This is a genomic window from Pseudodesulfovibrio sediminis, from assembly GCF_020886695.1.
Classification (GTDB): domain Bacteria; phylum Desulfobacterota; class Desulfovibrionia; order Desulfovibrionales; family Desulfovibrionaceae; genus Pseudodesulfovibrio; species Pseudodesulfovibrio sediminis.
Map to the genome: position 1 here is coordinate 296,850 of NZ_AP024485.1, position 20,900 is coordinate 317,749.

General features: G+C 52.4%; 18 protein-coding genes. 10 read left to right on the plus strand and 8 right to left on the minus strand.

The window, feature by feature from the left end; translation table 11 throughout:
• Positions 1–92 precede the first annotated feature (92 nt).
• Positions 93–1,076, plus strand: a complete 984-nt coding sequence (gap, locus tag SRBAKS_RS01460; protein WP_229592869.1) for a type I glyceraldehyde-3-phosphate dehydrogenase — start codon at positions 93–95, stop codon at positions 1,074–1,076.
• 177 nt (positions 1,077–1,253) lie between these two features.
• Here the strand turns inward: gap and cimA are convergent, their stop codons facing one another.
• The 7 genes from cimA to SRBAKS_RS01495 are packed head-to-tail and all read right to left on the minus strand — an operon-like array spanning position 1,254 to position 7,717.
• Positions 1,254–2,843 carry a citramalate synthase gene (cimA, locus tag SRBAKS_RS01465; RefSeq protein WP_229592871.1) on the minus strand — a complete coding sequence of 530 codons (1,590 nt, stop codon included), beginning with the start codon at positions 2,841–2,843 and terminating at the stop codon, positions 1,254–1,256.
• 5 nt (positions 2,844–2,848) lie between these two features.
• A complete protein-coding gene (locus tag SRBAKS_RS01470) occupies positions 2,849–4,078 on the minus strand; it encodes an aspartate kinase (RefSeq protein WP_229592873.1) in 1,230 nt (409 codons plus the stop codon).
• A 7-nt stretch (positions 4,079–4,085) separates the two neighbouring features.
• Entirely contained in the window at positions 4,086–4,583 is a 498-nt protein-coding gene (tsaE, locus tag SRBAKS_RS01475; protein WP_229592875.1) for a tRNA (adenosine(37)-N6)-threonylcarbamoyltransferase complex ATPase subunit type 1 TsaE, read from the minus strand.
• Positions 4,584–4,591: 8 nt separating this feature from the next.
• Positions 4,592–5,044, minus strand: coding sequence for a CBS domain-containing protein (locus SRBAKS_RS01480; protein ID WP_229592877.1), 453 nt, complete (start codon positions 5,042–5,044; stop codon positions 4,592–4,594).
• Positions 5,045–5,062: 18 nt separating this feature from the next.
• Positions 5,063–6,589, minus strand: coding sequence for an NAD(P)H-hydrate dehydratase (locus tag SRBAKS_RS01485; RefSeq protein ID WP_229592879.1), 1,527 nt, complete (start codon positions 6,587–6,589; stop codon positions 5,063–5,065).
• Between the two features lie 25 nt (positions 6,590–6,614).
• Positions 6,615–6,989, minus strand: a complete 375-nt coding sequence (locus SRBAKS_RS01490; RefSeq protein WP_229592881.1) for a holo-[acyl-carrier-protein] synthase — start codon at positions 6,987–6,989, stop codon at positions 6,615–6,617.
• Positions 6,990–6,991: 2 nt separating this feature from the next.
• Positions 6,992–7,717 (minus strand): pyridoxine 5'-phosphate synthase, encoded by a 726-nt coding sequence (locus SRBAKS_RS01495; RefSeq protein ID WP_229592883.1) that lies wholly within the window; start codon positions 7,715–7,717, stop codon positions 6,992–6,994.
• A 178-nt stretch (positions 7,718–7,895) separates the two neighbouring features.
• Between SRBAKS_RS01495 and SRBAKS_RS01500 the strand changes: the two genes are divergently transcribed.
• The gene (locus SRBAKS_RS01500; protein ID WP_229592886.1) at positions 7,896–9,233 is read left to right on the plus strand and encodes a UDP-glucose dehydrogenase family protein; all 1,338 of its coding nucleotides are present in this window, start codon (positions 7,896–7,898) and stop codon (positions 9,231–9,233) included.
• A gap of 79 nt (positions 9,234–9,312) precedes the next feature.
• Here SRBAKS_RS01500 and SRBAKS_RS01505 read toward each other — a convergent pair whose 3' ends face one another.
• Positions 9,313–9,528, minus strand: coding sequence for a hypothetical protein (locus SRBAKS_RS01505; RefSeq protein WP_229592890.1), 216 nt, complete (start codon positions 9,526–9,528; stop codon positions 9,313–9,315).
• Between the two features lie 331 nt (positions 9,529–9,859).
• On the opposite strand from SRBAKS_RS01505, the gene SRBAKS_RS01510 reads away from it, so the two are divergent.
• The 8 genes from SRBAKS_RS01510 (at position 9,860) to glyS (ending at position 20,791) form a co-directional block, all read left to right on the plus strand.
• Positions 9,860–10,357: a chemotaxis protein CheW gene (locus tag SRBAKS_RS01510; RefSeq protein WP_229592892.1), complete on the plus strand. Its 498-nt coding sequence runs from the start codon at positions 9,860–9,862 to the stop codon at positions 10,355–10,357.
• 103 nt (positions 10,358–10,460) lie between these two features.
• Positions 10,461–13,940, plus strand: coding sequence for a transcription-repair coupling factor (mfd, locus tag SRBAKS_RS01515; protein WP_229592894.1), 3,480 nt, complete (start codon positions 10,461–10,463; stop codon positions 13,938–13,940).
• Positions 13,941–13,956: 16 nt separating this feature from the next.
• Complete coding sequence (locus tag SRBAKS_RS01520; protein WP_229592896.1) at positions 13,957–14,973, plus strand: peptidylprolyl isomerase; 1,017 nt, start codon at positions 13,957–13,959, stop codon at positions 14,971–14,973.
• A gap of 97 nt (positions 14,974–15,070) precedes the next feature.
• Positions 15,071–16,039 carry a SurA N-terminal domain-containing protein gene (locus SRBAKS_RS01525; protein ID WP_229592898.1) on the plus strand — a complete coding sequence of 323 codons (969 nt, stop codon included), beginning with the start codon at positions 15,071–15,073 and terminating at the stop codon, positions 16,037–16,039.
• Positions 16,039–16,980, plus strand: a complete 942-nt coding sequence (locus tag SRBAKS_RS01530) for a helix-turn-helix domain-containing protein (RefSeq protein WP_229592900.1) — start codon at positions 16,039–16,041, stop codon at positions 16,978–16,980. Before SRBAKS_RS01525 ends, SRBAKS_RS01530 begins: the two co-directional genes overlap by 1 nt.
• A 27-nt stretch (positions 16,981–17,007) precedes the next feature.
• Positions 17,008–17,766 (plus strand): DNA repair protein RecO, encoded by a 759-nt coding sequence (gene recO, locus SRBAKS_RS01535; protein WP_229592902.1) that lies wholly within the window; start codon positions 17,008–17,010, stop codon positions 17,764–17,766.
• Between the two features lie 13 nt (positions 17,767–17,779).
• Entirely contained in the window at positions 17,780–18,649 is an 870-nt protein-coding gene (gene glyQ, locus SRBAKS_RS01540; RefSeq protein ID WP_229592904.1) for a glycine--tRNA ligase subunit alpha, read from the plus strand.
• Between the two features lie 33 nt (positions 18,650–18,682).
• Positions 18,683–20,791, plus strand: coding sequence for a glycine--tRNA ligase subunit beta (gene glyS, locus SRBAKS_RS01545; protein WP_229592906.1), 2,109 nt, complete (start codon positions 18,683–18,685; stop codon positions 20,789–20,791).
• Positions 20,792–20,900: the final 109 nt, after the last annotated feature.

The following is a 20,900-nucleotide window of genomic DNA, read 5'->3' on the forward strand; positions in this document are numbered from 1 at the left end:
CACCGTTGACGGAAAATCATTGTAAAAGTATGGTTATTGCCTTCAAAATTGATCAGGATTGATAAAAGCACACTTCTTAAGGAGGAGTCGTAATGGCTGTTAAAATAGGGTTGAACGGATTTGGACGGATCGGACGTTATCTGGCACGCCTGTTGTCTGAAGAGAAAGACCTGGAATTAGTGGCAGTTAATGCTCGTGCTTCAAACGAGGATCTGGCCCATCTGCTGAAGTATGACTCCGTGCACGGTCGCTTCCTTGACGTGGAGCCCACCGAAAAAGGGTTCAAGGTGTGTGGCAAGGACGTGACGGTCACACGCAATGCGCCGGGTGAATGGATTTGGGGTGATCTCGGCTGTGATATCGTGGTTGAGACCACTGGTAAATTCCGGGATCGTGCAAGCTGTGAAAAAATGCTCGCCTGTGGTGCCAAGAAAGTGCTCATTTCTGCCCCTGGTTCCGAGCCTGATGCAACTGTTGTCATGTCTGTCAACGATGACCTGCTCACCCCCCAGCACAATATTATTTCCAATGCCTCCTGTACGACCAACTGTCTGGCGCCCGTGGCCAAGGTCATCAATGACCTGTATGGCATCAAGCACGGCATCATGACCACGGTGCATTCCTACACCATGAGTCAGCGTATTCTCGATGGTTCTCACAGCGACATGCGTCGTGCTCGTGCCTGTGCCGTCAACATGGTTCCGACCTCAACCGGCGCGGCAAAGGCGCTTGGTCTGGTTATTCCCGAGCTTGACGGTGTGTTGGACGGCATGGCGATCCGTGTCCCTACAGCGAATGTTTCCCTTGTTGATCTGGTTTGCGAACTCGATAAGCCTGCAACGGCTGAAGCGGTCAATGCCGCTCTCAAGGCAGCCTCCAACGATTCCATGGGCTACACTGATGAGCCGCTGGTTTCTGTCGACTTCATGGGCTCCACCTTTGGTGGCGTGGTCGATAGCTCTCTGACTCGTGTCATGGGCGGCACCCAGCTTAAGCTTATCATCTGGTATGATAACGAAGCTGGCTTTACCAACCAGCTCCTGCGTTTGACCAAAAAGGTCGCCGGAATGCTGTAAGGGGCCTTGTCTCCGATATGCAAGACCGCTCTGCCTTGGCAGGGCGGTCTTTTTGTTTGGCGAGTTTATGAGTGTATCACTGTCCGGTTTGTTGTGGGATACGATGTATGAGCCCTAGAAAAGTAAAGGCCGGACACGCAAATGCGTACCCGGCCTTGTTTGTTGGAATGTGTTTCTTTATTTTTTGTGGTCGTCTTTGAACAGCTTGAAATTGATGGAATCCACCACAGCCTGCCAGCTTGCTTCGATGATGTTGTGGGAGACGCCCATGGTCGTCCAACGGTCCGTACGGTCGCCACTTTCTATCAGGACGCGGACAAAGGAGGCTGTACCACCTGTGTCACGGACCGCACCGGACAGCACGCGCACTTTGAAGTCGAGCAGTCTGATTTCACTCAGTCTGGGATAGAATCGCTCCAACCCTTTGCGCAGTGCGCGGTCAAGGGCGTTGACCGGTCCCATGCCTGTGGCGGCAGTGTGTTCCTGTTGTCCCTTGACGTCGACAATGACTGTGGCTTCGGTGAAGGGCTCAGCATCTTCCTCTCGCTTGGCATCCACCACAAAGAAGTTCTGGAAATGGAAATAGTTCAGCGGTTTGCCCAGCGCTTCACGCAGGACCAACTCGAATGAGGCATCTGCTACTGAATATTCGTAGCCCATGCTTTCCTTCAGCTTCAACTCCTTGAGCAGACGGTCCACTGTTGGATCGTCTTTTTTCAGTTCGTAACCGAGCTCGTTGGCCTTGAACAGGATGTTGGATTTACCCGACTGATCAGAAAGCAGAACGCGTTGTTCATTGCCCACGGTTTCCGGCTCAATATGTTCATACGTGCGGGAATCCTTCTGGATTGCACTGACATGAACACCAGCTTTGTGTGCAAAGGCGGAAGCGCCCACAAAAGGCTGGCGCATGAACGGGCGCAGGTTGGCAATCTCGCTGACGAAATTGGAGGTCATCAAGAGTCTGGACAGGTTTTCGCTTCCAATGGATTCGATCCCCATCTTGAGTTGCAGGTTCGGAATCACTGAACAGAGATTGGCGTTACCGCATCGCTCGCCGTATCCGTTGATGGTGCCTTGAACCTGTGTAGCTCCATTCCGTACAGCGGCCAGTGAGTTGGCTACAGCCAGCTCTGAGTCATTGTGAGCGTGGATGCCGAACTGGGCCTCGGGGAGTGCTTCCGTAACAGCCTTAACTGCTTCGGCCACTTCATCGGGCAGGGTGCCGCCATTGGTGTCGCAGAGAATGAGTCTGGAAGCACCGGCTTCATGAGCAGCCCGGATGGCCTGTATTGCGTATTCCCTGTTGTTCTTGAACCCGTCGAAAAAGTGTTCGGCATCAAAGATGACTTCATCCACTCGCTCATTGAGATAGCCAACGGAGTTGGCAATGAGCTCCAGATTGCGTTCGAGAGGAATACCCAACGCAGTCGTGGCGTGGAGATCCCAGGTCTTGCCAAAGATGGTGATAACCGATGTTTCGGCGGCCAATAGTCCGGCCAGGACAGGATCATTCTCCGGGGTACTCTTGGCCAGATGCGTCGAGCCGAATGCCGTTAGTTTGGCATTCTTAAATGTATGTCCTTTTATTTCATCAAAGAATTTCTGATCTGTAGGGTTTGAACCAGGCCAGCCACCCTCGATATAATGGATGCCCAGATCATCCAGCTTGTGGGCTATGTGGATCTTGTCCTGGTGTGTCAGATTCAGTTCTTCGGCCTGTGCTCCATCGCGTAAAGTTGTATCATATATCGTAACGTGTCTCATTCAAATTACTCTCTGTGTTCGCCTTTCTCCAAGTTGAAGGCTTTGTGGAGTGTGCGTACAGCCAGTTCGGTGTACTTGTCGTCGATCAGACAGGTGATCTTGATCTCCGAGGTGCTTATCATCAGGATATTAACGTTCTCATCGGCAAGCGTTTGGAATGCTCGGGAAGCAACTCCAGAGTGGTTACGCATGCCGACGCCGATAATCGACACCTTTGACACGTTTAGGTTATGATCGAGTTCCTCGTAGCCAATTTCGTATTTGAGCTTTTCCAGGGTATTCAAGGTCTGCTTTACATCGGCGCGGGGGATAGTGAAGGTCATGTCTGTCAGGCCGTCTTTGGACGGATTTTGGATGATCATATCCACAAGAATCTTCTGTTCTGCCAAGGGGGAAAAAATCTGGGCGGAAACGCCGGGTTGGTCCTTGACGTGCACCAGAGTGATCTGGGCTTGATCCTTGTCGTATGCGATCCCGGAAACGAGAACAGATTCCATGCTTTCATCCTCCTGCGTGACTATAGTGCCCGGCTCATCGGAAAAAGTTGAGCGGACATGAACGGTTACATTGTATTTTTTGGCAAATTCCACGGAGCGGATCTGGAGCACTTTAGCGCCCATGCTGGCCATCTCCAGCATTTCATCATAGGCGACACGGTCCATTTTCCGGGCATCCGTACACATGTTCGGGTCGGTGGTGAACACGCCCGGCACGTCAGTGTAAATCTCACAGACATCGGCATCGATAGCGGCGGCCAGCGCTACGGCAGAGGTGTCGGAACCACCTCGGCCCAACGTTGTGATGCGCATACTCTCGTCACACCCTTGGAAACCGGCAACCACTAGTATGTCGTATTCCTTGAGCATTTCCTTGAGTTTGCTTTCATCAATGTCGACAATACGCGCCTTTCCATAAGCACAGTCTGTCTTGACCGGCGCCTGAAAACCCAGCACGGAACGGCTTTTTACGCCCTGTTGTTTGAGAAGCATGGAGAAGAGCGCACAGGAGACTTGTTCGCCGGTGGAAACCATGGAATCTACTTCAGCCGGATCAGGGTTGTCGGACCATTCTTCTGCTAGGGATAGTAGTCGGTTGGTTTCGCCGGACATGGCCGATAGAACCACGATGACTTTGTTTCCCTCGCGATAAGGGCGCAGGACTTTCTGCATGACCTGTTTCTGACATTCAAGATTACGGACCGAGGTTCCACCGAATTTCTGTACGACGATATTCATTTTCGTTCTACTTCTCGTCTCTTGTGGTTGTGATTTCGGACATCAAAGATATTACCAGTTCATGTGCCGTTCTTCCCATTGCACGCAATGTAAGGCTTCGTCCAGTCTCAGAAGGTGTCCATTTCAAAAAAAGTGCGTGTTTTGGCCATAAATCGGCTTCTAAGAACTGAATCCACTCGACCACGGTGACCATTTTGGGGTCTTCCAGACACTCGAACAGGGCATCGTCAGGCGGCATGCCTTCAAGCCTGTAGAGGTCAAAATGGGCTACTGGCGGTTGTGTGGGGTACAGATTGAATATGTTGAAGCTTGGACTTGAAACTTCTGCCTGATCCGCTCCCGGCAGGGACTCTACCAATCCTCTGACCAGGGTTGTTTTGCCTGATCCGAGGTCGCCTTGCAAGAGCAGGGCGGGCGGAACTTCGGCGCGCACCATGGCTTTGCCCAGGGTGCGCCCGAATTGGAGAGTGGCCTCTGGGTCTTTGAGATATACTTCCAGTTCCATTGAGTGCGTTATGTGTTTTGCAACAGGGTTTTGAGGACGTCTTCCTTGCCCACGACACCGACGAGCTTGCCGTCTTCAAGAACAGGCAGGGTATATAACTTCTCGTTGGCCATCATGGTGGCAATATCTTCGATCGAGGTTTCCGGGGTGATGAATGTGGGGGTCGGCGTCATGGCGTCGCCGACCTTGGCGGCGGCAATCTTGGTGACCTCGGCTTCCAGTTCATCCTGGGAAGACAGCGGGAATACTCCGTCCAGCAGGGTGAAAAACGAAGGGAGGGTGATTCTTTTCTGCTGAGCCACCAGATCGGACTGGCACAGGACACCGACGACTTTTCCGTCATCAATGACGGGGGCGCCGTTGATCTTGTTGTCCAGCAGTGTCTTGGCTGCGGTGGCGATATCGGTCTCAGGAGTCAGAGTGATGCATTCCGAGGTCATGAGTTCTTTGGCTGTAAGCATAGGAATACTCCTTGTACGTTAAGAAGTTACCACTTTGGGTAACATGTTGATGATGTCTGATGCCATATTGCCGCGTTTAGGGAAGTCCTCCCGCAGGGCATGTCCGGCCAAACCATGCCAGAAGACTCCTAGGCAGGCCGCGTGCATGGGGGAAAGCGCCCGTCCCAAAAGCGTACCGATCATGCCTGCGAGAATATCGCCTGAGCCGCCTACGGCCAGATTCGGTTCTGAAAACGGACTGTGGCAGGTCATGTCCGGGTTTGTAACGATCGTTCCAGCTCCTTTGAGAACAAGAGTAGCCTCAGAGATTGCCGTAAACGCCTTTGCGGTACCCAGTCTGTCGGACTGGATTGAACGGATATCGGTTTTGAGTATCCGCGCCATTTCACCCGGGTGGGGTGTGAGCACGGTTTGCTCTGGGAGCGCATTCAGCAATTCCGGGTAATTGGCAAGGGCAAACAACCCATCTGCATCCAGGACCAAGGGTATGGAGCATTGCGGGATGAATGCTTTGAGAAATTCCTGTGTGTGGGATGATCTGCCGATACCGGGACCGACCACCACAGCGTCGTAAGTCGTAAGAGCTTTGAGGAGCGGGTTGACCATTTCCTCATTCCATTCGTTGCCGCTGCCCATGATCAGGGTCATGATTTCCGGGGTGTCGGCTTTGATGGAGTCAGCCAGTCCCTCTGGGCAGGCCGCCGTGACCAGGCCCGCTCCGGAGCGGAACGCACTCATGGCAGCAAGGTGGGCTGCGCCGGTCATGCCGGGAGCCGCTCCCACAACAAGAACATGACCGCTGCTGTTTTTGTGCATATCCGGTGTTTGTGGTGGCAGGGTGTCCATGATCGCCCCGGTGATCAGGTTATGGCTGGCCGGGTGGTCATTCTGGACTTTGAGCGGAATGCCGATAGGGCAGATATGAAGAATGCCCGTATACGTTTCGGCTTCCGGCATGATCAAACCCAGTTTGGCCGCTTCAAAAGTCGCTGTGACATCTGCCACGACCGCTTCAGGCTGGGGAGTCCCGGTCAGACCGTTCAGGCCTGACGGGATGTCCACGGAAAAGACGAAAGCCCGCTCTCCAAGACGGTTCATGGTTCGGACCAATTCCAGGTAGTCCTCGTGGAGTTGTCCGTCAAAGCCGGTGCCGAGCAGAGCGTCGATGATGATATCGGGCTGGGGGAGCGTGTTCAGGTCCACGTTGGCAAGGTGAATGAGCGGGACATCGAGTTTTTGCGCCCACAGCAGGTTGGAGCGTGTTTCTCCGCGGTATTGTTTTTTCGGTCTTGTGTGATAGACCGTGACGTTGGCGCCAAGGTCGATCAGAGCGCGGGCCATGGCAAATCCATCGCCGCCATTATTGCCCGAACCGGCAAAGCAGATGATGTCCTGGCCCTCGACAGAGCCGAATTCAGCCAATAAGGCGGTGATGGATTCACGGCTGGCGGATTCCATGAGTGTGGCACCGGGAATGCCGATGGATGAGATGGTGACGCGATCCCAGTTCATCATTTCAGCGGGAGTCGGCAGAGGCAAGAGCATAATTGTCTCCAGTTATGGGGTTGGACTAGCCTTCCAATATCACGGTGGCAGCGGCAGTGTCACGCGAATGGGTCAGGGTGATATGCGCACTGGTGACACCCAGCTTTTCACATTCCTCACGTCCTCGACCAAGAAAGGCGATTTCCGGCTTGCCGCTGGGGCCATGCAGTATTTCGATGCATTTGAAATGGATACCCTGGGAAAAGCCGGTTCCAAGCGCCTTGACAGCAGCCTCCTTGCCGGCAAACAGGGCAGCCAAACGATTGATCGGGAAATGTTCGGGCAATTGCCTGATCTCATTGTCCGTCAGTATCCGTTTGGCAAAGCGGGAGCCATACTGCTCCCACAGCGCCTTGATGCGGTCCAGTTCCGCGAGATCAAGCCCAATCCCCTTGATCATGACTAGTCCGCGAATGTCCTGACGAGTTCCGCCATGTCCCTGACAGCGCGGTCCAGCCCCACATACATGGCACGAGCCATGATGGCGTGACCGATGGAGTACTCCTTGATGCCGGGAACATCCTTGAAGTTCAGGATATTGCGATAGTTCAGACCATGGCCGAGGTTGACCTTGAGGCCGATGTCCTGCGCAAGGGCAATCCCTTTGAGAATTTTTTCGAGTTCAACGTTGCGTTCGTCGTTTTTTTTGGCATCCGCATAATGGCCAGTATGGATTTCAATGAATTCAGCACCGGTTTTATGCGCGGCTTCTATCTGTTTGGGGTCAGCATCGATGAAGAGAGAGGAACGGATTCCCTGTTCGTGGATCGGGGCCAGATAGTCCGTGAGTTCCTGTTCGCGCCCGATGCAGTTCAGGCCGCCTTCTGTGGTCAGCTCCTGCCGTTTTTCCGGCACCAGACAGACCATCTCGGGGTTGATGTCGAGGGCGATTCCCTGCATCTCTTTGGTGGCTGCCATTTCCAGATGCAGACGGGTGTTGCAGGTTTGCTTGATCAGCTCAACATCCCGATCCTGAATATGTCTGCGATCTTCGCGAAGATGGACGATAATGCCGGTGGCCCCGGCCATTTCCGCCATGTAGGCGGCGGTGACGGGTTCAGGCTCTATGCCCATTCTTGCCTGGCGCAGGGTCGCTACATGATCGACGTTGACAACGAGTACCGGCATCTTATCTTCCTCCAGAGTGCGTGATTTTAACGTATCTTCAAAGATTAAGCCTTCTTGTTTGGAATGGCAATAGCTATGCCTCCTGTACTGTATAATATGATTTGATTGACGTATTCGATATGTCAGGATATCGGCTTTGCCTGAGTGTAAAACGAAAAGTTATCTGGAGTTGTATAATATGAATGTTTGTATCGTTGGCACCGGGTATGTGGGATTGGTTTCCGCAGCCTGCTTTGCCGAAATGGGTAATAATATTTTTTGTGTAGATGTGAACCCCAATGTAGTGGAAAAGCTGAGAAAAGGTGAAGTTCACATTTTCGAGCCGGGGCTTGCAGCCATCGTCAAGCGCAATAATGAACAGGGGCGCCTGCATTTCACGACTGATCTCGGTGAAGGGCTGAATGAAGCGGACGTGGTTTTTGTTGCCGTGGGCACCCCTTGCGGCTCTGACGGAACCTGCGACCTTTCCTTTGTGGAAGCCGTTGCCCGTGAAATTGGCCAGAAGATGACCACTCCCAAAATTGTCGTGGATAAGTCCACCGTTCCTGTCGGGACCGCAGATCGCGTTCGTACTCTTATTGCCGAAGAGCTGGACAAACGTGGTGAATCCATTGATTTCGATGTCGTTTCCAACCCCGAGTTCCTCAAGGAAGGGGATGCTGTCAACGACTTCATGAAGCCGGACAGGGTTATTGTGGGTACCGAGAACGAGCAATCGGCACAGACTCTTAAGACTCTTTACGCCCCGTTTGCCCGCAGCCGTGAAAAGCTGATCGTCATGGGAACACGCTCGGCAGAAATGACCAAGTATGCCGCCAACTGCATGCTGGCCACCAAGATTTCCTTCATCAATGAAGTCGCCAATATCTGCGAACGGGTCGGCGCCAATGTCTCTGACGTGCGCGCCGGTATCGGTTCAGACAGCCGTATCGGGTACAGCTTCATCTACCCCGGTGTTGGCTATGGTGGATCCTGCTTCCCCAAAGACGTCAAGGCGCTCATCGGAACAGCCCAAGAATACGGCTACGATGCCAAGCTCATTCGTTCCGTGGATGAAGTGAACAATGCCCAGAAGCATGTTCTGTCCACCAAGATTCTTGATTACTATGAGCCTCAGGGCGGCGTAGAAGGGAAGGTGCTGGCATTGTGGGGCATCGCCTTCAAGGCCAATACCGATGATATCCGTGAGGCCTCAGCCATTGAAGTCATCAAGGACCTGACCGCCAAGGGTATGAAAATTCGGGCCTTTGATCCTGAAGCGAATGAACGTGCCCGCGAGGAAATCGGTCATATCGAAAACCTTGAAATCATGGACGACCAGGACGCTGTTCTGGAAGGTGCGGATGCTCTGGCAGTGGTCACTGACTGGAATCAGTTCCGCAATCCTGATCTGGATAACCTCAAGGCCAAGCTCAATGCACCTTTGGTCTTTGATGGACGCAACCTCTACCAGCCTGAAGAGATGGGCAAGGCCGGTTTTGCGTATTTCAGCATCGGCAGACTGCCTGTAAAATAGTACTGATATAGTAGATAATAAAAGAAAAGCTCCCCGTCTCATTTGAGGCGGGGAGCTTTTCTTTGTAAAAAATTGTAGACTAGAACTGACCCTTGTAGCATGTGCGGTATTGAAGTTCCTGAAGAATAACTCGTTCATATTCCGGGTTGTATTCAAGGTCAGTCTGTTCTTCCTGGTCCAGCATCTTGGCGAGTTGCTGCGTCTCTTCCCAGAAATCAAGCAGTTCTTCGTCGGCCAACTCCTTGACCTGTTCCTCCAAAGAACCGTGATTGTTTAAATTGGCGTATTGACCCATATGGCGCCGATCCGTCCTTGTTTAAAAAGTCAAAAAAATCAATTGTGTAGATGTTGTACGGGGCTAACTTTATTCGTTTCTCATATGGTCGTCAACTCTCCTTTTTGCTCTATTCGTTATAAATTGTTCAACGGACTTTTTTCATTGATGAAAAAAATGATGTGGCCATGTTCAGACAGGGCCGCAAACCAAGTCGTTGCAGGGAATAGTCGGCATACGGTGTTTTCATGGGACTGGAGATTCTGATTGACAAAATACGGGGCAATTGACAGATTCAATCAGTGAAAATCGTGTATGTTTTTAGGCGTGAGCCATTCAAGGGCAGGGTACAATGAGCGTTGAAGTTGAAGATATCGAGCTGGAAGAAAGTGAAATAGACCAACAGTTGACACAACTCGTGACCTTTTCCATTGGCGAAGAGGAATTCGGGGTCAATATTCTTCAGGTGCAGGAGATCATTCGTACCATGGAGATTACCAATGTGCCCCGTGCTCCCGAATTCGTGGAAGGCGTCATTAATTTGCGCGGCAAGGTCATTCCTATTGTGGATATGCGCCGGAGATTCGGTCTTGCTTCCAAGGAACATGACAAATACACCCGTATTATCGTCATAGAAATCGAGATGATAGTTGTGGGATTTGTCGTGGATGCCGTTTCAGAGGTCCTGCGTATCCCGACCAATTCAGTGCAGCCTCCGCCGCCGGTGGTGGCCGGAATGGATTCCGACTATATCGATGGTGTTGGTAAGCTGGAAGACCGTCTTCTTATCCTTTTGGATCTTGATTCGCTATTGGATAATGAAGAAAAGGAAGCGCTAAGCACTGTTTAGGCTCAATAAATACTTGATGACAAGCCGCCTTTCACCCGTTAGGGAGTAGGCGGCTTTTCCTGTTTTTTGCAGCGTCGTTCAACCCATAGACTATCACAATACAATGCCTTCATTTCCCAAGGAAATATCCGAATTCATAAACGGTTCTGTCGACGCGGTTCGCATTTTCAAGAGCGGGCCGGGTAGTCAGGCACTCATGGCCGGTTCTCTTTTGTCCAAAGGAACCAATGTGGTCATGGTCGTGCCGGGCGTGACGGAATTCAAGGAAATGCAGGCTCTGCTCAGTCTTTTTTCCACTGAACAGTCGGGGCGTATTGAGCAGCCGGCCTGGGATCGCGATTGGGTGTTCCTGCCGCCATACCATTCCAAAACACCGGACGCCGAAAGCTGGAGTGACCGTTGGGCTGCCCTGTATGGGCTGACATACGGCTCCAAACCGTGTGGCGTGCTGATGACGTCGGATAACATGTTGCCGCATTGGCCGGACGAGTCCGTGTTGCGGGACAACTGGGTATCGCTTTCCAAGGGAGAGGAGATGTCGCCGGACATACTCCTTGAGCAGTTGGTCTCGTGGGGATATGTCCGACGGAAGCTCGTTTCCGGTCCTGGCGATATGGCCATGCGGGGTGATATTCTTGATATCCACGCACCAGGGTATGCGCTGCCGTTGCGGTTTGAATTTTTTGGCGACATGCTTGAGGAAATCCGGCTGTTCGACCCGGCCTCCCAGCGTTCAAAGGCTGATTTGATCGAAGCCACCTTGCTTCCGGTTTCTCCGGGCATCACGACCGATGTGGAAGCGGATCGGACTAGAGCGTTCTGGGAAAAGCTGCGCAAGACAGGCGAAATGACTGCTGCTCAGGAACACGCTCTCTCCGAACGGCTGGACGCCAATGATGGCTTTGTCTGGCCAGGAGTCTTTTATGAAAATGCCGTGGGACTTGAAACCTATTTTCCGAAGGATGCGGCCTATCTGTTGTCATCCGGCAGCACATTGCGGGCGCGACTTGAAGATCGGGACCAAGGGTGGCGAGATTTCATCAAGTCCGAAGAGCGTGACAAGGGGGTGACCTGGCCCAGAAGGTACATCGGTCGTTCTCATGATGGAGCACGCAATGTATGGCAGAATGCCCGGCAACTGGTTTTCGAAGAACTGAGTATTGGCAGGGAAAAGATTGGCGTTGATCTGGCCGAGACCCCGTACAGTGAATTTGCGGATATTTTTTGGCAACCAGAGGCGTCGCGTCGTCCGTGGGCAGCCCTCATGCAGGGACTCAAGGATTGGCACAGCTCCGGGATGACCACGATTCTCAGCTTTCGCACGCAGCGGTCGCGGAGCAAGTTCCTGAATCTGGCAGACCAGGAAAAACTCCCCATGAGTCTGGAATTCACTCCGGGAAGGCGCGGCATATACGCGCTGGTTTCCCCCTTGCGAAAGGGGATGGAACTGAGCTGGACACAGACGCGAATTCTGGGTGAGGAGGTCTTCCAACCCCAGGCCGCACAGAGTCATGTGAGCCGGGACAAGGCGTTCAAGGGCCTTGAGCGGTACGATGATCTGACCGAAGGCGATTTGTTGGTGCACAGGGATTATGGTCTGGCACAGTTCGGCGGTCTGCATCACATGTCTTTGGGGGCAGGGGCCAACGATTATCTGCTGCTCCTCTTTTCAGGAGAAGACAAACTGTATCTTCCTGTGGATCGTCTCAAGCTGGTTCAGCGGTTCAAGGGGCCTGAAGGCGCGAAGCAGCCGGCCCTGGATAAACTGGGCGGCACCCGGTGGGCAAAGACCACGGCCAAGGTGCGCAAGGCCATTGAGAAGATCGCCCACGAGTTGGTAGAGATGTATGCCTTTCGCAAAGTGGCCAAGGGATTTGGTTACGGACCGATTGACGACATGTATGCCGAGTTTGAAGCCACGTTCGGCTTTGAGGAAACGCCGGATCAGGACAAGGCTGTCAAGGATGTGTTCCGCGATATGGAGAAACCCGAACCCATGGATCGGCTTGTGTGCGGAGACGTGGGCTTTGGCAAGACAGAGGTCGCTTTGCGCGCTGCATTCCGGGCTGCTCTGGAAGGGCATCAGACCGCACTTCTCTGTCCTACGACTGTTCTGGCAGAACAGCATTTTCAGACTTTTGAAAAGCGGATGGAAGGATTCCCTGTGCGGGTGGGCATGCTCAGCAGGTTTGTTTCTGCCAAGCATCAGAAAACAACCATTGAGGCCGCAGCCCGAGGCGAGATAGATATTCTCATAGGTACGCATCGATTGCTCTCAAAGGATGTGGAACTACCCAATCTTGGCCTGCTTATTTTAGATGAAGAACAGCGGTTCGGTGTCAAGCACAAGGAAAAGCTGAAGCATTTCAGACAAAATATTGATGTACTGACACTGACGGCCACGCCCATCCCCCGTACTCTGCAACTTTCCCTGTCCGGCATCCGCGGGCTGTCTGTCATTGAAACGCCGCCTGTTGATCGCAAGCCTGTTGAGACCGCCATCATGGAGCGGGAGGCATTGGAACTCAAGGCTGTGCTCAAGCGTGAGCTAGAGAGAGGCGGGCAGGTCTACTGGGTGTACAACCGTGTGAACGGTTTGGCTCAGGTGGCTGATTTCGTGCGGAATCTGGTCCCTGATGCCAAGGTAGCCATGGCCCATGGGCGTATGACAGAGAAAGCTCTTGAGGAGTCCATGCGCAATTTCTGGCATGGAGAGGTGGATGTGCTCGTGTGCACATCCATAGTGGAATCAGGGCTTGATTTTCCCAATGCCAACACCTTGATCGTGGATCAGGCACAGCTTTTTGGTCTGGGCCAGTTGTATCAGCTTCGTGGCAGGGTTGGTCGGAGCGAACGGCAGGCTTATGCTTATTTCGTAGTGCCTTCCATAGATAATATTACGGAAATAGTGCGCAAACGCTTGCGTATCATTCTCGACATGGATTATCTGGGTGCAGGTTTCAAGGTCGCAATGGAGGACTTGCGGCTTCGTGGAGCAGGGAATATCCTCGGTGAAGCGCAGTCCGGCCAGATAGCCAAGATTGGTCTGGAATTGTTCCTGGAGATGCTGGAGGAAGAGGTGCGCCGCATTCGCGGCGAAGCCGACACCCGGATGAGCGACCCGGAATTGAATTTTGTTTTTGAGGCACATATTCCCAACGGGTATATTCCGGACTCAAAGGAAAGACTTCGTTATTACAGAGGGTTGTCTTCTGCTACAACCGAGATGGAGTTGCGGGAGTTTGAAGCGGAAATACGTGATCGCTTTGGAGTCATGCCTGAAGAGCTGGAGGCCTTTTTCGGCGTCCTTCGATTGAAGCAGACTTTGTCCAGGCTTCAAGCCGCCCGAGCCGAGCTGTATCCCGGCAGAGTGGTTGTCACGTGGACAGACAATGCTATCGCTGTCAGCCCAGAGAAGCTGATGACATGGATCAGTGGGCAGGATGGGCAGGCAAAGCTCATTCCCCCGGCCAAGCTTGAGATTCGTTTCAATGAAGGAGAGTCCATGCGGCATGCTTTGGAAGAAACCGCAGTCAGCCTGGACGCCATGCTAGATACTGAACCGAATGGTGAACAACAGTAGTTGAAGAGAGAATATTTTGCGTAAATTAATTGTGTTGCTTGTCTTGCTGGTTTTGGTTGGCTGTACTGATGACGCCGAAGATATCGGTATTGTCGCTCGGGTGAACGACGCCCCGATCTATTTGTCTCAGTTGGAATTTCAGCATGACCAGTTTCAGGTGGACAACGTTGGGGCCTATGTGCCCAGCGTGGATAAGTTGCGCAATGAATACGGTGATATCCTTGCAGACCTCATAGTGCAGGAGCTGGTTGCTCAGGAGCTGGCCCGTCAGGATTTGGCGGTGACGGAGAAAGACGTACGTACAGCAGAAGACGCTGTCCGGGCCGACTACTCTGAAGGGGCGTTCGAGCAGGTTTTGGTCGAAGAATACATAGATCTGAAGGCCTGGCGTCGACAGCTCCGTTACCACCTTGCCCAGAAGAAATTTTTTCATCATGTCCTGAGGTCCAAGATCAAGATTGATTACAAGGAAGCGGAAAAATACTATCGAGACCATATTTCCGATTTTTATCTGCCCGAGAGCATGCGTATCCTTGTTGTTCGCGGTCCAAGCAGAGAGCTTGTTGAGAAAGCGGTGGAGACGTATCTGAAAGACAAGAACCAGATGGATCTGGCAACGGCTTTCGGTGAGGTTGAAACCCGTGAAGTGATGGTCAGGGAAGGACGTTTGTCCGCTGCGTGGAGAAACGCTATCAGTGGACTTGAGCCAGGACAGGCCAGCAGCGTTCTGACTGATCGATTCGGATTTGAGACATTGGTTTTGCTTGAGAAGAGCAGTGCCAAGGTGCTTGAGCCAGCCCAGGCATACCCGCTTGTGGAGGAGGCTCTGCTTGAGCAAAAATTGCAGATCGCCTTCGATTCCTGGCTCACTCAGGCCCTGGCAACTGCCAGGATTTCCGTGAGTGAACACCTCCTGGCTCAGGCCATGGATTCACTCGGACAGGAGCCACCCGAGCAGGAAAATGAGGCCGTGCAAGGCTATGAAGAAGAAACAGTCCCGGCGGAGCAGGATCAAACCGACAGTGGAAGTTGATTCGGCTCGTTCGTTGCATAGTCGGGGCAAAGTGATTAGAATTTGTCACAATGCGATGTCGAAAAATGACATTCGCCTATTCTTAAGGAGTAAATGAGTGGTCAAATATTGTTCTCTGTTCATGGTAGCCGTACTGGTTTTGTTGACCTCTTCAGCGAGGGCGGAAGAGGTTCTGATCAATCGTATCCTGGTGAAAATTAATGATACGATTATTACCGAGTATGATCTGAACCAGGAGTTGAAGCCTATTCTCAAACAGATCAAGGGAAAGGAGTTGAACGCTCAGGAACAGGCGCAGTTCGATGCATTCCGTATTAAGACACTGGAATCGATGGTTAACGATATCCTTATTCAACAGGAAATTGCTCGCTTTGATATCCAGGTCACGGATGAAGAGATTGATAAGGAACTGACCCGCATGAAAGAAGAGCGCTCGATGGATGATGATGCGTTCGCTGCACAGGTTGCTGAAGATGGCCTGACTATTGAAGAGTTTCGTTCCAAGCTGAAGAAGATCATTCAGAAACAAGAGTTGATTGGATATATGGTCAATCAGAAAGTCCTTGTTACCGATAGTGAGATTCAGGCCGAGTACGATGCGCATATCGATGATTATACGCTTGAAAAAATGGTCAATCTGGCCATGATTCTGCTGCCTTCGAACATTGGCGCGGCAGAAGTGAAGAAACGGATTGAAGACGGTGAAATGACCTTTGCCGAAGCCGCTGCAGAATACAGTATCGGACCTGATAGTGATTCTGGTGGTGTTATCGGAGAGGTCGCATACGCTGATATGTCCAAGGATTGGACCAACGCCATTGATGGTTTGAAAGCCGGACAGGTGAGTGAGCCGCTCATCATCAATGGGAACGAAGCCCTGCTTTCTCCCGTTGCCATCATGGACAACCAGGTTGTCCCGATTGAGGATGTAAAAGACGGTATTTACAGACGATTGATGAAAGAGAAGCGAGTGACTGTTTTTGATGAGTATTTTAAGAAATTGAAACAAAGTGCGGTCATCATTTATATGGATAAGACATTGATGCCTGAAAATGGAGCGTCCTAATGAATTTTCAAGAACTTGGTTTGATTTTGAAACGGGAGCGGGAAGCAAGAGGGCTCTCTATTGAAGCGGTTATGGAAGCAACGAAGATTAGCCACGTCAACTTGGTTGCTCTTGAGGCCGGAGACAGTTCCGCCATGCCTCATCCCGTGTATACAAAAGGATTTGTCAAGAGCTACGCGCGGTTGCTCGATCTGGATGCGGAAGAGCTTTCCATGATTGTGGATCAGGAGTATCAGACAGATGAAACCGACCGTGATACCATCGTCGTTTATGAGGTTTCTCCTTCTGCGGAAAAAGCGTTTCATGAAGCCGATGCTCCACCGAAAACGCGTTCTGTCTGGCCGTCTATTCTCCTTGGCGTCATTGCCATCAGTCTGGTTCTGGCGCTCCTCTTTTTCCTGAATATGAAAGACGAGAAGTCTGCTGATTCAGGGCTGGAATCCCCGGTGGTTACTGAACAGCCGGTTGTTGAAGATGCTCCTGTTGTTGAAGAGATGCCGGCTGTAGAAGGGGCGGAAGAAGCGCCTGCAAGCGAAGCTGCGCCGGTTCGGGAGGGAGAACCGGTAGAAGAGGAATCGTCGTCCCCGGCGGCGGTTCCAGAGGCTTCGGTGACGTCGCAGACACAGGCGGACCCCGTGGCTGAGTCGGATGCACAGGTCGACGCAGAGTTGGCTGAACAAGGCAAATATGCCCATGTACTTGTTATCCGTGCCATTTCGGACAAGGGATGCTGGATTGGTGTCTGGAAGGGCGACGAGACGCGGATGTCCAGTGACTTTGTACTGACCAAAGGCGAACCTCTTAGGCTCATGTTCAACAGCGCCCGGAGGATTCGTATCGGTAATGTGGCCGGTGTGACCATAACATATAATGGCAAACCGTACCCGATCACCGATGCTCGGGGCAATATAAAGACGCTTCGGTTCGGCTCGGCGAACTAGAGAGCTACTGTACAGGACGCGACTGGCATGAACGCCACCGAAAAAGCTCTGGTACTCAAGGTCGGGCGCTTTCGGGAAGCCGATTGTTGGGTCAAACTCCTTACTCCCTCCAGAGGCGTATTCAACGCCTTTGCATTTGGCGGCTGTCGCAGTCGCCGCCGCTTTGTGGGATGTCTTGATCCCTTAAGTCATGTGCTCTTCACCATCGGCTCCAATAAAACCGGTACCTATACCGTGCTTGAAGAGGGCACACTTCTCCATAATTTCCCTGCGGTTCGAGAAGACCCGGCCACGACCGGACTGGCCGTGAACTGTATGAAGTTCATCGATGCTGTCGAAATCGATCCAGCTGATGCCAGACAAGCGTATGAGTTGCTGCTTGAAACTTTGTATATGCTTGAAAAAGGCGGTGGCAGTGCGGATTTTACCCCGTGGTTGTTCAGAGCGAAGCTGGTCTTTGAAATGGGCTTTCAACCTGATTTTTTGACATGTGGCGAATGTGGTGTTTTGGTAGCCGGTCAGGAAGGGTGTCAATTTGGTGTGGAAAAGGGCCAGGTGGCCTGTCGGACTTGTCTTTCAAACGGGAAACCGTTAGAAGGACTGGCTCGACCAATTTCTACCGGCGTCTTGCGCGCTTTGGACTGGATTCAACACAGTCGGCCCGCCGATTGGACCACGGTTTCCATGGATAATGAAGTCCGGCGGCAATCCAGCCAATTGATCGAGTTGTTCGTTGCGTATCACCTGGGCCTGTCCTGGGACAATGGCATGTATAAAAAGGTATGATTGGGAGCAATCAATGAATTTTCAGGACGTTATACTGAAATTGCAGAACTTTTGGGCAGACTACGGATGCGCCGTGGTTCAGCCCATGGATATCGAATGCGGAGCAGGGACATTCAATCCCTCCACTTTTTTCCGCGTTATCGGTCCCGAACCGTGGAAGACAGCCTATGTGGAACCTTCCCGGCGTCCGACTGATGGACGATACGGTGAAAACCCCAACCGCTTGCAGCATTACTATCAATTCCAGGTTATTCTGAAGCCGTCTCCGGACAATATTCAGGAACTGTACCTTGAAAGTCTGGCTGCCATCGGAATCGACGCTGCCGCCCATGATATCCGTTTTGTCGAAGATGACTGGGAATCACCGACTCTTGGTGCCTGGGGACTTGGTTGGGAGGTCTGGCTCAACGGTATGGAAGTGACACAGTTCACGTATTTCCAGCAGGTGGGTGGTATCGACCTCAAACCTGTATCCGTTGAAATCACCTATGGTCTTGAACGGCTCTCCATGTACTTGCAGGAGAAAGAGTCCGTGTATGATCTCATGTGGAATGATGAGATCACCTACGGTCACATCTTCCATCAGAACGAAGTGGAGATGTCCAGGTATAACTTTGAGTTGTCTAATTCCGACATGCTTTTCGATCTCTTCAACAAGTTTGAGGCCGAATGCCTCAATTTGTGCGAGGAAGGACTGCCCTGGCCGGCATACGACTGCTGTCTCAAGTGCTCCCATTCCTTCAATATGCTGGACGCCCGTAGCGCAATCTCCATTACTGAGCGCGCCACATATATCGGGCGGGTACGCAACCTGGCTTCCAAAATTGCCAGGCTGTATGCAGATCAGCGGGAAGAGATGGGTTATCCCATGCTCAAGAAGTAACGACACGAATTCATATAAGTAAAGAGAAGAACAATGGCCGAATTCATTTTGGAAATCGGAACCGAGGAAATGCCCGCCCGCTTTGTGCCCAAACTGGCAGCAGAGCTTGAGGCGGCGTTCACCAAGTCCCTTGCTGGCGCCATGGTCGAGAATGCTGGCGTTACCTGCTATGCAACTCCGCGTCGCATCACAGCCCAGGTGGCGGACATAGCGTTTGAGCAGCAGCAGGAAGAGGAGACCGTTACCGGACCGCCTACCCGTATCGCCTATGACGACGACGGCAATCTGACCAAGGCCGGTGCCGGTTTTGCCAAGACTCAGGGCGTGCCTGAAGATGCGCTGTTCAAGATGGAGACCGGCAAGGGTGAATATCTTGCGGCCAAAAAAACAGTGGGTGGCGGCAAGACCGCAGACATTCTGCCTGAATTGTGCGTTGCTGCCATTGAATCACTTTCCTTCCCCAAGAAGATGCGGTGGGGCGGATATGACTTCGCTTTTGGTCGCCCCATACGGTGGCTGCTCGCCCTGTTGGACGACACCGTCATTGAATTTTCAGTGGAGAATATGACTTCCGGCCGCACGACTCGCGGACATCGGGTCATGGGCCCCGGTCCCTTTACCGTGGACTCCACTGCCAGCTACTTTTCCGTAATCAAGGACGACTGCAAGGTCGTCATCGACCCGGAAGAGCGCAAGAAGACTATTGTCGAGGAAGGAAACAGGCTTGCCAAAGAACTTGGCGGCGAGATCGTTTGGGTTGACGGCCTGCTTGATGAGGTCGCCAACCTGGTTGAATATCCCAAGCCGCTCATCGGTGACATTGATACGCTGTATCTGGAATTGCCTCGCGAGGTCCTGCTTACCTCCATGCAGTCTCATCAGAAGAGTTTTGGCGTACAGGGGCCCGATGGCAAGCTCATGCCGCATTTCCTGACCACCTTGAACATCGAACCGCAGGATGTGGCTTTGGTCAAGAAGGGGTGGGAACGAGTGCTCAAGGCCCGTCTGGAAGATGCTCGTTTCTTCTGGGAAGCGGATTGCAAGGTCGACATGAACACCTGGCTGGACAAGCTGGAGAATGTTGTTTTCCTCGGTCCTCTTGGTTCTGTGGGCGACAAATCACGTCGTATTGAAAGCCTGTGCGGCAAGCTGGCGGAGACCCTTGGCGAGTCCAAAGGCATTCTGCCGGGTGAAATCGAGAAATATGCCATGGCCGGTCGACTGGCCAAGGCTGACCTTGTCTCCGAGATGGTCATTGAATTTGACAGCCTGCAGGGCAAGATGGGCGGTATCTACGCCGATCGCGCCGGAAAAGGCGACATCGTGTCTCAGGGTATCTATCAACAGTACCTGCCCGCAGGGCCGGATACTCCGGTGCCGTCCAGCCTGGCTGGAGGCCTGGTTTCCATGGCTGACAAGGTCGACACCATGGCCGGCTGTTTCGGTTTGGGCAAAGTCCCTACAGGGGCAAATGATCCGTATGCCCTCCGACGGTGCGCTCTCGGTATCTCTCGCATCATCATGGAGCACGAGTTGGATGTTGATCTGGAGGCTTTGCTGACCTGGGCGCAGGGGGCTTACTCCGGCGTCAAGTGGAAGGTGGAGCAGGCAGAGGCGTTGGACAAGCTCAAAGACTTTTTCGGACAGCGTTTGCGTGCATTGTTCATCGGTCAAGGATTCGAGACTCGTGTGGTGGACGCCGCGCTTGGTGCCGGATTCAACGACATCCGTACCTTGAAGGCACGGCTGGAAGCCTTGAGTGCATTCAGCAAGGCTGGTGATTTCGAGCAGGCGGTGCTGACCTTCAAGCGTGCAGCCAACATCATTCGTAAACAGGGTGATGAGGCTGGACAGGATTTGACTGGCATGTATGCGGTTGATCTGTTCGAAGGCGAGGCTGAGCAGGCTTTTGGCTCGAAGCTGGACGAATTGGCTCCCCGTTTCGATGACCTGTGGGAACAGAATGATTTTGAAGGCCTGTTCGGTCTTCTTGGCGAGTTGCGGCCTTCTGTAGACGCCTTCTTCGACAATGTCATGGTTATGTGCGATGATGCGACTGTTCGCCTGAATCGCCTGAACCTGCTCAAGGCGTTGGTCGATCGACTGGGTCGTCTTGCAGATTTTAATGCGTTGCAAGTGTAGGCAGAATCTAGAAAGTGCTTGACATCAGAGGAAGAGTCCATATAAAAGGCACTCCCTTTGGGAAGAATAGCAAACAATAGCTTTTTAATACGATAATTAATTGATCAGG